The following is a 14,565-nucleotide window of genomic DNA, read 5'->3' as shown; positions in this document are numbered from 1 at the left end:
CCGTTGTGGCTGGGGTCGGTGAAGTCGAACATCGGGCACACGCAGGCGGCGGCCGGGGTGGCGGGTGTGATCAAGATGGTGCTGGCGATGCAGCACGGTCTGCTGCCGCGCACCCTGCACGCCGGCGAGCCCACCACCCGCGTGGACTGGACGGCCGGTGCCGTCGGGCTGGTCCAGGAGAACACCGACTGGCCGCGGCAGGCGGACCGTCCGCGCCGGGCGGGGGTGTCCGCCTTCGGCGTCTCCGGCACCAATGCCCACGTCGTGCTGGAACAGGCCCCGGACGAGCCCGGTGCGGATCCCGGCACGCCCGGTCCCGTGCCGCAGGCCCTGCGCCTGCCGTCCGGAGCGGTGCCCTGGAGGGTCACCGGCCGTACCCCCGCCGCCCTGCGCGAGCAGGCCCGGCGGCTCGCCGACTTCGTACGGTCCCGCCCGGCGACGGACCCGGCGCGCACCGCCGCCGCGCTGCTGACCACCAGGTCCGTGTTCGAGGAACGCGCCGTGGTGCTCGGCACCGACCGCGACGAACTGGTGCGCGGCCTGGACGCCCTGGCCGCCGGCCACGCCCGGCCCGGCCTGGTCACCGGCTCGGCCTCGGCAAGCGGCCGGACCGCTTTCCTCTTCGCCGGGCAGGGCTCCCAGCGCCTCGGCATGGGCCGGGAACTGCACGAGACCTACGAGGTGTTCGCGGACGCCTTCGACGAGGTGTGCGCCGAGGTCGACACCACCCTCGAACGCCCCTTGCAGGACGTGGTGTTCGGCACGGACGCCGATCTGCTGAACCGCACCGGGTACGCGCAGCCCGCGCTCTTCGCCCTGGAAGTCGCCCTGTTCCGGCTCGCCGAGTCCTTCGGCGTACGTCCCGACGTACTTCTCGGGCACTCCGTCGGCGAGTTGGCGGCCGCGTATGCGGCGGGGGTCTGGTCCCTCGCCGACGCCTGCCGGCTGGTGGTGGCCCGTGGCCGGCTGATGCAGGCGCTCCCCGAGGGCGGCGCCATGCTCTCCCTCCAGCTTCCCGAGGCCGAGGTGCTGCCCCTGCTGGAGGGACGCACCGACCGGGTCGGTGTCGCCGCCGTCAACGCGCCCCGCGCCACGGTGATCGCCGGCGTCGTCGCCGACGTCGAGGAGATCGCGGAACAGGCCAGGGCGAACGGCCACCGCGCCACCGCCCTCCGGGTGAGCCACGCCTTCCACTCGCCCCTGATGGAACCGATGCTGCGCGACTTCCGGCGGATCGCCGAGTCGCTGGAGTTCCATCCGCCGCGCCTGACCATCGTGTCCGACCTCACCGGCCGCCCGGCCGACCCCGACGCCCTGGCCGACCCCGACTACTGGGTGCGGCACGTCCGGCACGCGGTCCGCTTCTCCGACGGCGTCCGCACCCTGGCCGGCCTCGGCGTCACCCGCTGCCTGGAACTCGGCCCCGACGGCACCCTGTCCGCCCTCGCGGCGCAGAGCCTGCCGGCCCAGGACGAGGTGCTCGCCGTGCCGGCCCTGCACAAGGACCAGCCCGGACCCCGCGCCTTCGAGACCGCCCTCGCCGCCCTGTACACCCGCGGCGCCGCCGTCGACTGGACCGGCCTCCTCACAGGCACAGGCACGGCCAAGGGCACGGACACCCCCGCCCCGCCGCCGGAGACGCTGCCCACCTACGCCTTCCAGCGGCGTCGCGCCTGGCTGCCCGCCACGGCGTCCGGCGCCGCCGGGATCCGTGCCGCGGGCCTCGGGGCCGCGCGGCACCCGCTGCTCGGCGCCACCGTCGAACTCGCCGGCGCCGGTGGTGTCCTCCTCACCGGCCGGCTGTCCGTGCGCTCGCACTCCTGGCTCGCCGACCGGGAGGTGGCGGGCAGCGCGCTGCTGCCCGAGTCCGTCCTCGTCGAACTGGCCGTACGGGCGGGCGACGAGGCCGGCTGCACCGCCCTGGAGACGCTGACCCTCCGTGAGCCGCTCCCGCTGCCCCCACAGGGCGGGGTGCGGATGCAGATCCTGGTCGGAGCCGCCGACGACACGGGACGGCGCACGGTGACGGTCCACTCCCGCCCGGACGACGAGGACGGCGACCAGCCCTGGCGCTGCCACGCCGAGGGCATCCTCTCCACCACCGCCCAGCCCGCCTCGGACGCTCCGGAGACCGACGTCTGGCCACCCGAGCGGGCCGAACCCGTCGACGTGGACTACCTGTACGACCTGCTGGCCCTGCGCGGCCACTCCCGCGGCCCGGCCTTCCGCGCGGTACGCGCCCTGTGGCGCCGCGGCGGTGAACTCTTCGCCGAACTCGCCGTCCCGGAGGAGCCGCGCGAGGGTGGCGCCCCCGCCTTCGGCCTGCATCCCGTGCTGCTCGACGCCGCGCTGCAGACCGTCCTGTGGGCCGCGCCCGAGGCGGGCGAGGGCCGCGTCGCACTGCCGCAGGTCTGGCACGGCGTGACCGTGCACGCGACCGGAGCGGGCGCCGCCCGGCTGCGGGTCACGGGCGCGGGCACCGACCGCGTCTCGCTCACCCTGGCGGACACCCATGGGCTGCCGCTGGCCACCGTCGGCTCCGTCTCCCTGACCTGCTCCGCCATCTCCGCGCCGGCCGCCGACCGGCGGGCCGACGGACTGTACGTGCTGGAGTGGGCGCCGGTGGCCGGTCAGGCCGCCGACCCGGGACTCGCGGCGGGCAAGGGCGGCGACTGGGCGGTGCTCGCCCCGCAGGGCGCGGCCCTTGCCGCCCGCCTCGCCGAGCAGGGTCTCCCCGTCCGCGTCCACCACGACCTCGCCGCGCTGCGGGCCGCCCTGGACGAGGGCACGCCGGCGCCCACGACCGTGCTGCTGCCGGTCGCCTCCGCCGACCACCCCGACGACGGTCCGGGCCTCGCCGCCGCGGCCCAGGACGCCACCGCGGCCGTCCTGGCCGCCCTCCAGCAGTGGCTGGCCGACGAGCGGCTCGACGGATCCCGGCTGGTGGTGCTCACCTGCCACGCCGTGGCGGCCGTACCCGAGGACCGCGTACCCGACCTCGTCCACGCCCCCGTCTGGGGGCTCGTGCGCACGGCGCAGTCGGAGCACCCCGGCCGCTTCCTGCTCGTCGACCGTGACACGCCCGACTCCCCGCCCCTGTCCGCCCTCCAGGGCGAGGAACCCCAACTCGCCGTCCGCGGCGCTGCGTTGCTGGCTCCCAGGGCCGTCCGCGCGCCGCGTCCCGCCGAAGGAACACCGCCGGCGTTCGGACCCGAAGGGACCGTGCTGATCACCGGCGGCACCGGCGGGCTGGGCGCCCTGACCGCCCGGCATCTGGTGGCCGAGCACGGCGTACGGCGGCTGCTGCTGGTCAGCCGGTCCGGGCCCCGGGCCGCGGGCGCGGCGGGGCTGCGCGACGCACTGACCGAGCTCGGCGCCGAGGTGACGGTCGAGGCGTGCGACGTCTCCGACCGCGCGGCGCTGGCCGCCCTCCTCGCCGCCGTCCCGGCCGGGCACCCGGTCACCGCGGTGGTGCACACCGCCGGTGTGCTCGACGACGGCCTGCTCACCTCGCTCACACCGGAGCGCCTGGCCACCGTCTTCGACGCCAAGGCCACCGCCGCCGCCCATCTGCACGAGCTGACCCGGCACCAGGACCTCTCCGCCTTCGTGGTGTTCTCGTCGGCGGCCGGCCTGCTCGGCAATCCCGGACAGGCCACCTACGCGGCCGCCAACACCTTCCTCGACGCCCTGGCCCAGCACCGCCGCGCGGCAGGACTGCCGACGACCTCACTCGCGTGGGGGCCCTGGGAGCGCTTCGGCGGCATGACGGCCGCCCTGGACCCCGCCCACACGGCCAGAACGGCCGCCCAGGGCGTCATCCCCCTCTCCGCCGAGCGGGGCCTGTCCCTGTTCGACGCCGGCATCGCCGCCGACCGGGCGCTGCTGCTCGCGATGCGCCTCGACCAGCGCACCCTGCGCTCGCGCGCCGAAGCCGGTGAACTGCCCCCGCTGCTGCGCGGACTGCTGCGTGTCACCGTCCGGCGCGGCGCGGCGGGCGCGACCGGCCAGGGCGGCGGATTCGCCCAGCGGCTCGCCTCCCTGCCCCGGGCCCGGCGGCACCGCGCGGTGGCCGAGCTCGTCACCGGCCAGGTCGCCGCGATCCTCGGTTACGACAGCGCCGACCTCGTCGGCTCCGACAAACCGTTCAAGGAGCTGGGCTTCGACTCGCTGGCCGCCGTGAACCTGCGCAACCGGCTCGGGCAGGAGACCGGACTGCGCCTGCCCGCCACCCTCGTCTACGACCACCCCACCTCCGGCGCGCTGATCCGGCACCTGGCCACGGAACTGGGCCTGGACGGGGAGCGGACCGAGGACGAGGACACCCCCGCCCGCCTCGACACCGCCCGACCCGACGACGACCCCGTGGTGATCGTCGGCATGGGATGCCGTTTCCCCGGCGGGGCCGACTCGCCCGAGGCGCTGTGGCGCCTGGTCGCCGCGGGAGCCGAGGGACTGGGCCCGTTTCCCGCCGACCGCGGCTGGGACCTCGACGCGCTGTACGACCCGGACTCCGACCGCCCCGGCACCACCTATGTCCGCGAAGCCGGATTCCTCTACGACTCGGGCGAGTTCGACGCGGAGCTCTTCGGGATCTCGCCCCGCGAGGCGCTCACCATGGACCCGCAGCAGCGACTGCTGCTGGAGACCTCCTGGGAGGTGTTCGAACGGGCCGGGATCGCCCCCGCCTCCCTCAAGGGCAGCCGCACCGGCGTGTTCGCGGGCGTGACCTATCACGACTACGCGTCCGGGATGCAGATGGGGACGGCCGGCAACGTGGCCGCGGGCCGGGTGTCGTACGCCTTCGGTCTAGAAGGCCCCTCCGTGGCGGTGGACACCGCCTGCTCGTCCTCCCTGGTCGCCCTGCACCTGGCGGCGCAGGCCCTGCGCGCCGGGGAGTGCGACCTGGCGCTCGCCGGCGGTGTGGCGGTCATGTCGCAGCCGGACCCCTACCTGGCCTTCAGCCGGGAGCGCACCCTGGCCGCCGACGGCCGGTGCAAGCCGTTCTCGGCCGACGCCGACGGCACCAACTGGGCCGAGGGTGTCGGCCTGCTGCTCCTGGAGCGGCTCTCCGACGCCCGCCGGCGCGGCCACACGGTCCTCGCCCGGATCGCCGGCAGCGGCGTCAACCAGGACGGCGCCTCCAACGGACTGACCGCACCCAGCGGACCCGCCCAGCAGCGCCTGATCCGCCAGGTGCTGCGCTCCGCCGGACTCGCCGCCGCCGACGTGGACGCCGTCGAGGCCCATGGCACGGGCACCCCGCTCGGCGACCCGATCGAGGCACAGGCGGTCCTCGCCACGTACGGGCAGGACCGTGCGCGGCCGCTGTGGCTGGGCTCGATGAAGGCCAACATCGGCCACACCCAGGCGGCCTCCGGCGCCGGCGGGGTCATCAAGATGATCATGGCGATGCGGTACGGCGTCCTGCCCCGCACCCCGCACACCGACCCGCCCTCCCCGCACGTCGACTGGTCCGCCGGCGCGGTGGAGCTGCTGCGCGAGGACGTGCCCTGGCCGCCCGGCGACCGCCCGCGCCGGGCCGGCGTGTCCTCCTTCGGCATCAGCGGCACCAACGCCCACGTGATCATCGAGGAGCCGCCCCGGGACGGGGAAGACGCCATCGGCGCCCCCGACACCCCTGCCGATGCCCGGACCGCCGACGACGCCCGGACCGGGACTCCGCAGCCGCCCGGCGGCATGCCGCTGCCGCTCTCCGCGCGCAGTGCCGAGGCACTGCGCGGCCAGGCGGCCCGCCTGCACGCGTTCCTGACGGACGAACCGGCGACGAGGCTGGCGGACGTGGCCCTGTCGCTCGCCACCACCCGCTCCGCCCTCGAACACCGCGCGGTGCTCACCGTCCCCGACCACGACACGGCGCTGCGCACCCTGAAGGCGCTGGCGGACGGGACCGAGCCCGACGCCCCGGTCGTCAGCGGCACCGCCCCGGCCGGCTCCGCACAGCCCGCCCTCGTCCTCGCGTTCCCGGCCGCCGACGCCCGGTGGACGGCGAGCGCCGCACCGCTGGCCGACTCCGCCCCCGTGTTCGCCGAGGCACTGGAAGCCTGCGGACGCGCCCTGTCCGGGCTGGTCGACTGGACCCCCGCCGACGTCCTCGCGGGACGCACCGCCCCCGACTGGCGGCACCGGCCGGAGATCGCCGGACCCCTCGGCTGGGCGGTGGCCGTCGCGGTGACCGAACTGCTGCGCTCGTACGGCATCGAGCCCGCGGCCGTGACCGGCCGGAGCGACGGCGAGATCGCGGCGGCCTGCGCCGCCGGACTGCTCCCGCTCGAAGCCGGCGCCCGGCTCGCGGTGCACCACAGCCGGACGACGGACGAGCCCGCGCCACAGGTCGCCTTCACGCCCGCAGGCACGCCGTTCTGCTCGGCCGCGACCGGCGGCTGGCTGGACGGGGAGGAGACCGGCGCCGCCCAGTGGGCCGCCGCTCTGGCGCGGGATCCCGGCCGGCCCGGGCAGGCGCTGCGAGCACTGCTCGACAGCGGCCACCGCACGCTGGTCGTCCTCGGCGAGCCGGACGGAGACGGCCATCCCCTTCACGGCGGCGCCGAGCCCGACGCGCGCGCGGACCTGCTGCCGCTCACCGGCCCGGACGGGCTCGACCTCGTGACCCTCCTCGCGCAGCTGCACGTCCGGGGCGTCGACGTCCGCTGGGACACCGTGCTGGCCCCCACCGGGGCACGCCGGATCCCGCTGCCCACGTACGCCTTCCACCGCCGCCACTACTGGATGGCGGCCGCCCCGCGCTCCGGCACCGACCCGGCCACCACGGGTCCGGCGGACCGGCACCCGCTGCTGGACTCGGTCGTCGAACTGCCCGAGCCGGGCGGGCTCGTGCTGACCGGCACGCTGTCCCGCGCCGCACATACGTGGCCGGCCTCCCACGCCGGGGCCGCCCCGCAGGCCGTGCCCGGGACGGTGTTCGTCGAACTCGCCCTCCAGGCCGGCGAACGGGTCGGATGCGACCACGTCCTCGAACTGACCCCGGAGGATCCCCTGGTCCTGCCCGAACGGGACGAGATCCGGCTGCGGGTCACGGTCGGCGAGGCGGAGCCGTCGGGGGAACGCCCCCTGCGGGTGTACTCCCGGCGCGCGGACGCCCTGCCCGGCACGCCCTGGACCCGCCACGCCCGGGCGGTGCTGTGCCCCGCGGTCGGTCCGGCCGCCTTCGACCTGGAACTCTGGCCGCCCGCCGACGCCGAGCCCGCCGACCCGGCCGACCTGCCCGTGCCCGCCGGCGAGGGCCTGCGGGGCCTGTGGCGGCGAGGCGACGACATGTTCGCCGAGGTCGCCCTGACCGCCGAACAGCGGCCGCAGGCCGCTTCCCACTGCCTGCACCCGGCGCTGCTGGACATCGCCCTGCGCACCCTCACCCCCACGGGGGAGACCCCCGCCGCCGACGCTCCGCACCTGCCGGACGTCTGGCACGGGGTGGCGCTGCACGCCGTCGGCGCCCCGTCGCTGCGGGTCCGGCTGACCCGCACCGGGACCGACACCGTCGCCGTGCAGGCCGCGGACGACACGGGACGGCCCGTCGCGTCGGTCCGCGGGATACGGCTCGGGGCAGCCGACCCGGCACGGCTCACCGGCGCCCGCACCGCACAGCACGGTCCGTTCTTCCGGCTCGCATGGCCCGAGACCGGGTGCGCGGCGCCCGCGGAGAAGCCCCGCTGGGCGCTCGTCGGACCCGACCCGCTCGGCGCTCGCGCGGCACTGATGAAGGCGGGCGTCTACACCGAGTCCTACGACAGCCTCACCGCGCTCGCCAAGGCGCTGGACTCCGGCGCGGCCGTGCCCGAGGCGGTCCTGACCGGCTGTGTGCCCGGGCCCGGGGACACCACCGGTGCGACCGCGGTGCGGGACGTCGCCGCACTGGCGGGGGAGTGGCTCTCCGACGACCGGTTCGCCGACGCGCGGCTCGTCGTCCTGACCCGCGGCTCGCTCGCCGACGACGGCACCCGTGCGCCCGACCCGGCGGTCGCCGCGGTCTGGGGCCTGATCCGGTCCGCCCAGTCGGCCGACCCGGACCGGCTGGTCCTGGCCGATCTGGACGGCAAGCGTGCCTCCTGGCGCGCCCTGCCGGCGGCGCTGGCCCTCCCCGAACCCCAACTGGCCCTGGTCCAGGGCACCGTACGCGTTCCACGGCTGGTCGCCGTCCCCGCCGTCCCCGCCCTCCCCGCCGTCGCCGTCGGGGCGGGCCTGCCGACCGACCCGGAGGGGACCGTCCTGGTCACCGGCGCCGACCGGCCGGCCGGCGCCGAGATCGCCCGGCACCTGGCGGACCGGGGAGACGTACGCCGTCTGCTGCTCGGAGCCCCGGCGGGGGGCGAGGAGCTCACCCGGCTCGCGGCGGAACTGACCGGGAGCGGAGCCGAGGTGACGGTCACCGAGTGCGATCCGGCCTCGCCGGGGTCACCGGCCGCGCTTCTGGCCGCGGTGCCCGCCGGGCACCCGCTGACCGCGGTCGTGCACGCGGCCCAGGTGCCGCAGCGCCGGCAGACCGACGACCCGGCGGACGCGGACGAGGAGCCGCTGGAGGCGGAGCTGAGGGCGGCCCTGCACCTCGCCGAGCTGACGGCGCCCGGCCGGTCCGGGCCCGCCGCGGTGCCCCTGGTCCTCCTCTCGTCCGCCGCCGGCACGCTGGGGGCGGCGGGACGGGGCGACGAGGCAGCCCTGGGCGCCTTCCTCGACGCCCTGGCCCGGCGCCGCCACGCCGAGGGCCTGCCCGGGCTGTCGGTGGCCTGGGGTCCCTGGGACGGTCAGGACCGTGCCGCGAGCGCCACGCCTGCGGGGATCGGCCGGCTGACCCGGACCGCGTGCCGGGACCTGTTCGACGCCGCGTGCGCGGCGCAGGCCCCCACCGCCGTCCTGCTCCGCCCGGACACCGGGACGCTCCTCGGCAGGTCGGGCGACGCGAGCCTGCCCGCGCCGCTGCGGGGCCTGGCCGGACCACCGGCCCGGCGCCGGGCCGGCCGGCCGGGAGCCGCAGGCGCCCTCAGCCTGCTCCGGCGCCGCCTCGCCGGGCTGGCCGACGCCGAGCGCGACGCCGTCCTCCTGGACCTCGTGCGCACCGACGTGGCGGCGGTGCTCGACTACCCCTCGCCGGAAGCCGTCGAGGACACCCGTGCCTTCCGCGACATCGGCCTCAACTCGCTCACCGCCTTCGCCCTGCGCAACCGGCTGCGCGAGACCACCGGGCTCCGGCTGCCCGCCGCCCTGCTGTTCGAGGCCGACACGCCCGTACTGCTGGTGACGCGTCTCAAGGAAGAACTGCTGCGCCGATGACCCCGGCACCCCCGCCCGTGCCCGTCAGCCGCCCGGCGTCCGACACGACCTCCCTCACGACAACCAAGGAGAACAGCCACAGATGAAGACGAACGGCGTCTACGTCGACACGGTCGGGGTCTACATCCCGGAGCAGCGGGTGACCGTCGAGGAGGCCGTCGAACAAGGCCTCTACGACGAATTCTCCATCCAGTACGCGACCGGGCTCACCACCGCCTACATCGCGGGCGACCTGCCCGCGCTGGACATGGCCGTGCTCGCCGCCCGGAACGCGTTTCGGCGGTCCGGCAGCGAGATCGACGACCTCGACTTCCATGTGCACTGCACCGCCGTCCAGCACGGCCCCGAGGGGTTCTACCCGCCCGGGTACGTGCTGCGTGAGCTCGGCGCGAGCGGAGTGGCGAGCACGGACGTGCGCCAGCACTCCAACGGGCTGCTGGCCGGCATCGAGGTCGCCGTCGGACAGCTGACGGGAGCCGCGGGCGCCGAGACCGCGCTGGTGACGGCGGCGGAGAACTTCACCAGCCCGCTGATCGACCGGTGGCGCGGCTTCGGCACCGGCTTCACCGCCAGCGACGGCGGCGCCGCCGTCCTGCTCAGCCGCGAGGGCGGGTTCGCGGCGCTGCGGGCGGTGAACTCCGGCACCATGCCGGAACTGGAGCAGTGGCACCGGGGAGAGGAGTCACTGCTGCCGTTCCGCGGGGAGGAGCGCAAGGCCTCCGGCACGCTGGACCTGCTGATGTACTTCAACCAGCACGTGATGCCGCTCGACAAGTGCATGGAGATGATCCGGGACTTCGAGCTGGACCTGGTGCACCGCTCGCTGGTGGACGCGGGGCTGAACGCGTCGGACCTGCGCTGGGTGGTCGCCGCGAACAGCGACTCCCTCATGGTCGAGCAGACGAAGATGCAGCCGCTGGGCCTGCCGATGTCGCGCTCCACCGCCCACTTCGGCAAGGAGTACGGGCACATGGGCGCCTGCGACATGGCGGTTTCCCTCAACCACCTGCTCGTCAACGGGCTGGTGTCCCCGGGCGACAACATCCTGATGACGACGTCGGCGGCCGGCTGGGTCTCCACCTCGGCCGTCCTGACCGTCCTGGAGATCCCGGACTGGGCCCAGGACTGACAGCCAAGGACCCGGCACCACGAGGACGCGGTGCCGGGTCCTTGGCCGGGTGCGGCTCACGCGTCCCGGTTGCGCAGCACGAGGTAGCCGCCGAGCAGCGCCGCTGCCACCCACAGCAGCATGATGACCAGACCGCCCCCCGGCCCGTAGGGCACGTCCGACCTCGGCACCACCCGCGCCATCGCGGCGCCGGCCTGGTCGGGGAGGTAGTGCGCCACCTTCTTCGCGCCGGGCACCGAGGTCAGGATCTGGGTGACCAGGAAGAAGAACGGCATCAGAATGCCCATGGACAGCATGGAGCTGCGCAGCATGGTGGCAACTCCCATCGAGAACACGGCCATCAGCGTCATGTAGAGCCCGGCGCCCAGCGTCGCCCGGAGCACGTTGTGCGCGCCGATGGTGGTGCTGTGCGAGCCGAGCACCGCCTGTCCGGCGAAGAAGGTCACGAAGCTGGTGGCCATGCTGACGACGAGGGCGGCGCCCGTCGCCACCGCCATCTTGCTGACGTAGAAGAGGCCGCGCCGCGGCACCGCCGCCAGCGAGTTGCGGATCGCCCCGGTGCTGTACTCGCCGCCGATCACCATGACCCCGAACGCGATCAGCGCCAGCTGGCCGAGGAGCCCGCCGGTGAAGCTGGTCCCGGCGGCGTCGAAGGCCTGCTTGTCCTGCTGCGACAGGTCGTCGTAGTTGGCGTTGGACAGCGCGCTGATCAGCGTGCCGAAGACCACGGTGACCGCGAAGGCGGCGAACAGGGTCCACCCCGTGGAGCGGACCGTGGTGAGTTTGGCCCACTCGGAGCGCAGGGTCGCGGTGGGTGCGGACATGGGTCAGGACTCCGTTCCGATGGTCTGCGGCGTGTTCCCGGCGGCGCCCGACGCGGCGTCGGCGGTGGGCGCGCCCGTGCGGTACTCGGCCGACTCACCGGTCAGGGCGATGAACGCCTCTTCCAACGAGGCGTGCTGCGGGCTCAGTTCATGCAGCAGGACGCGGTGCTCCAGGGCCAGCTCACCGAGCCGCTCCGCCGGGACCTCGGTCACCTCGAACGCACCCGAGGCGGTCTCGGTGGCCGTGATGCCGGCCGCGGCGAGGGCGTCCCGCAGCTTCTCCGGTTCGGGGGTGCGGATCCGTACGGACGAACGGGAGTTGCGGTCGATGAACTCCTGCATGCCGGTGTCGGCGAGCAGCCTGCCGCGGCCGATGACGACCAGGTGATCGGCGGTCAGCGCCATCTCGCTCATCAGATGGCTGGAGACGAACACCGTGCGGCCCTCCGCCGCGAGCCGCTTCATCAGGGTCCGGATCCAGTGGATGCCTTCCGGGTCGAGACCGTTGACCGGCTCGTCCAGCATCACGATCTCCGGATCTCCGAGCAGCGCCGCGGCGATGCCGAGCCGCTGCCCCATCCCGAGCGAGAAGCCCTTGGGCCGCTTCGTGGCCACCGCGCCCAGCCCGACCTCCTCAAGTACCTCACCGACCCGCGAGAGCGGTATGTCGTTGCTGAGGGCCAGACACCGGAGGTTCTGGTACGCGCTCCGGCCGCCGTGCATCGCCTTCGCGTCCAGCAGCGCGCCGATGCGGCGCAGCGGTTCCCTGAGCCGGGCGTAGGGCTCGCCGTCGATGAGGACCCGGCCGCCCGTGGGGCGGTCCAGACCGAGCATCATCCGCATCGTGGTGGACTTGCCCGCTCCGTTGGGGCCGAGGAATCCGGTGACACAGCCCGGCCGCACGGTGAAGGTGAGGTCGTCGACCACCACCTTCTCGCCGTACCGCTTGGTCACTCCCGCAAGCTCGATCATGCGGTCCACGCTAGGCGGAACCACCGCTTCCCACCGGTCCCCACCGGGACATGTCTAGGGGTTCTCCCAGTCTGTGGCGCGTTCACGGCGACGGCAGCACGGCAAGGTCCCGCGACTGGGCGGTGTAGTACGGCAGATAGGAGTCCAGCAACGCGCCCAGATAGTCCTCGTCCGCGGTCGCCGCACGGAAGTCCGGCACCAGCCGCCGAAGGCGCTCGACGGACGCACGCGTGACGGCCGGCGGGCCGGGACGGTGCACACGGTGGGCCTTGACGCCCAGACGGTCCTCGATGGCCGTCACGATCGACTCCACGGGCTGCGGGACGCCCGAAGCCACGTTCACCGCCTCGCCGCACACGCCGTCCGTCAGCAGCCTGTCGACCGCGTGCACGAGATCCCGTACGTCCAGCAGGTCCCGGTGCGCGCCCTGATGGACCGTCACCCGGCCCTCCCCGACGTGCCGGACCAGGGCCGGCAGCAGCTGGTGCGGCCGCTGGTGACGGCCCACCGCGTGGCTCACCCGCAGGATCAGGTGCTCCACGCCCGAGGAGCGCACCACGGTCTCCAGCGCCAGCTTGTGCCGGCCGTACGTGGTCGGCGGTCGCAGCGGACCGGACTCGCTCACCGCGTCGTCCGTGAAGCCGTACATGGAGAAGGAGGCGGTCGAGAGGAACAGCAGCCGCCGGCCCGCCGCCCGGCACTCGTCCAGTACCTCGTAGAGGAGTCTGGCCTCACGGTCGTACTCGGCGGGGGCCGTGGTGGCCGTGCTGGAGACCCCGGAGGCGATCGCGGTCACCCCGGGGAAACGGTCCCCGAACGCGTCGGTCAGGTTGCGGGCCAGGAAGCCGTCACCGATGATCCGCACGGTCGCCCCCCTCCCGGGCCGGAACCGCCCCGCCACCCCGCACGCCCGCCAGGTGCAGGCCGCTCGGGACCCCCGTGACGCTGCGCAGGGCCGCGACCAGCGTCCGCGCCTGCACGTTGACGTAGTGGCTGTACTTCAGCAGTTCTCCGAGCTGGCGCAGGGTCACCCACCGGTAGTCGCCCGGGACTTCGGCGGGGACGCCGTCGTCCGCCTCGATGATCAGGTACCGGTTCTGCGCGTTCAGGAAGCGGCCGCCCTCCTCCGACAGCACCGTGTCGAACAGCACCTGTTCCGGACGGGCCTCCGTCACCAGGTCGAGGAAGCGGGGTCGGGCCGACGCCGGCAGATGGGCGTAGTTCTCCGGGGTGCACTGCACGGTGGGGCCGAGTTCTACGACGTCCAGATAACCCGGCTCGACCCGGGCCTGCACCAGACAGTGCGGCACGCCGTCGATCCGGCGCACCAGCATCGCCACCACCCCGACGCCGTGCGGTTCGAGCAGCGGCTGCGACCAGGACGTCACCTCACGCCGGTTGGACAGGACGTCCACCGGCACGATGCTGAAGAACAGGCCCCGCTCATGGGAGATACGGTCCTCGGCGCGGTACCAGTCGCGTTGCTCGACCTCGCTCAGCGGCAACAGGGAGGCGCTGGCCTCCCGTTCGCTCTGCTGCGTGGTGATCCAGCTGCGGATCGCCACGTCCGAGTGGACGCCGGTGGCCGGGCCGGCGCCGTGGTGCCAGTCCGGCAGACAGGACAGCACCGTACGCGCGTCCATGTTGACCAGGTTCTCGTAGTGCAGCAGCGCATTGACCTGACGGAGAGTCAGCCAGCAGAAGTCCTCGTCCGCCTCCACCTCCGGGCCGACCTCCACGATCATGTTGCGGTTGCGCTTGCAGAAGAACCACGAGCCCTGCTCGGACTGGAGCACGTCGGCCAGCACCCGGTGACCCCGCGCCTCCGGCTCCCGGAAGCAGTCCAGATAGGGCACCGACGCACCACCGTGCACCCTGGTGTAGTTGCTCTTGGTGGCCTGCACGGTCGGCGACAGCTGCACCCCGTTGACGTTGCCCGGCTCGGACTTGGCCTGCATCAGGCAGTGCAGCACCCCGTTGGTCTCGCGGACCGCCAGACCGAGGATGCCTATCTCCGGTTGCCGGATGATCGGCTGGGTCCACTCCGGCACCGGACCGAAGTCGGTGCGCACCCGCATGCCGCGCACGGTGAAGAACCGCCCGCTGCGATGCGCCAGATCACCGGTGTCCGGGACGAAGTCCCAGCCGGACATCGCGGCGAAGGTGCTGCGGCGCACCTCCTGGCTGTGGCTGCGGCGGCGCCGGTCGAACCAGTCGAAGAACTCGACGTCCGACATCACCTCGCCCCCGGTGGCCGTCGCGGAGACGGCCAGCCGCGCGGCGAGGACCGCATCGGTGTCGGACTCGGGACCGGTCGTGTTGAGCTGGGGCATC

At 74.5% G+C, this 14,565-nt stretch carries 6 protein-coding genes; 2 read left to right on the top strand and 4 right to left on the bottom strand.

Features of this window, described 5'->3' with window-relative positions; all coding sequences use genetic code 11:
- Positions 1–3 precede the first annotated feature (3 nt).
- Entirely contained in the window at positions 4–9,306 is a 9,303-nt protein-coding gene (locus tag ACFY30_RS37670; RefSeq protein ID WP_390849654.1) for an SDR family NAD(P)-dependent oxidoreductase, read from the top strand.
- 82 nt (positions 9,307–9,388) lie between these two features.
- A complete protein-coding gene (locus tag ACFY30_RS37665) occupies positions 9,389–10,435 on the top strand; it encodes a ketoacyl-ACP synthase III family protein (RefSeq protein ID WP_390849646.1) in 1,047 nt (348 codons plus the stop codon).
- A 56-nt stretch (positions 10,436–10,491) separates the two neighbouring features.
- On the opposite strand, the gene ACFY30_RS37660 is transcribed toward ACFY30_RS37665, so the two are convergent.
- The 4 genes from ACFY30_RS37660 to ACFY30_RS37645 all read right to left on the bottom strand — a co-directional run bounded on the left by ACFY30_RS37660 (position 10,492) and on the right by ACFY30_RS37645 (position 14,564).
- Positions 10,492–11,259: an ABC transporter permease gene (locus ACFY30_RS37660; RefSeq protein ID WP_390849645.1), complete on the bottom strand. Its 768-nt coding sequence runs from the start codon at positions 11,257–11,259 to the stop codon at positions 10,492–10,494.
- Positions 11,260–11,262: 3 nt separating this feature from the next.
- Positions 11,263–12,231 (bottom strand): ABC transporter ATP-binding protein, encoded by a 969-nt coding sequence (locus ACFY30_RS37655; RefSeq protein WP_390849644.1) that lies wholly within the window; start codon positions 12,229–12,231, stop codon positions 11,263–11,265.
- Between the two features lie 82 nt (positions 12,232–12,313).
- The gene (locus tag ACFY30_RS37650) at positions 12,314–13,096 is read right to left on the bottom strand and encodes an NAD-dependent epimerase/dehydratase family protein (RefSeq protein WP_390849643.1); all 783 of its coding nucleotides are present in this window, start codon (positions 13,094–13,096) and stop codon (positions 12,314–12,316) included.
- Entirely contained in the window at positions 13,080–14,564 is a 1,485-nt protein-coding gene (locus tag ACFY30_RS37645) for an NDP-hexose 2,3-dehydratase family protein (RefSeq protein WP_390849642.1), read from the bottom strand. Before ACFY30_RS37645 ends, ACFY30_RS37650 begins: the two co-directional genes overlap by 17 nt.
- Between the last annotated feature and the right edge of the window lies 1 nt (position 14,565).

This window comes from Streptomyces sp. NPDC000345, from assembly GCF_042898825.1.
In the GTDB taxonomy this organism is placed as follows: domain Bacteria; phylum Actinomycetota; class Actinomycetes; order Streptomycetales; family Streptomycetaceae; genus Streptomyces.
This window is presented reverse-complemented; position numbering and strand designations above follow the sequence as displayed.

Bases quoted from the DNA above. Each gene is read 5' to 3' on its own strand.
- ACFY30_RS37655 (WP_390849644.1), bottom strand. From the start codon at position 12,231: ATGATCGAGCTTGCGGGAGTGACCAAGCGGTACGGCGAGAAGGTGGTG.
- ACFY30_RS37660 (WP_390849645.1), bottom strand. From the start codon at position 11,259: ATGTCCGCACCCACCGCGACCCTGCGCTCCGAGTGGGCCAAACTCACC.
- ACFY30_RS37645 (WP_390849642.1), bottom strand. From the start codon at position 14,564: ATGCCCCAGCTCAACACGACCGGTCCCGAGTCCGACACCGATGCGGTC.
- ACFY30_RS37665 (WP_390849646.1), top strand. From the start codon at position 9,389: ATGAAGACGAACGGCGTCTACGTCGACACGGTCGGGGTCTACATCCCG.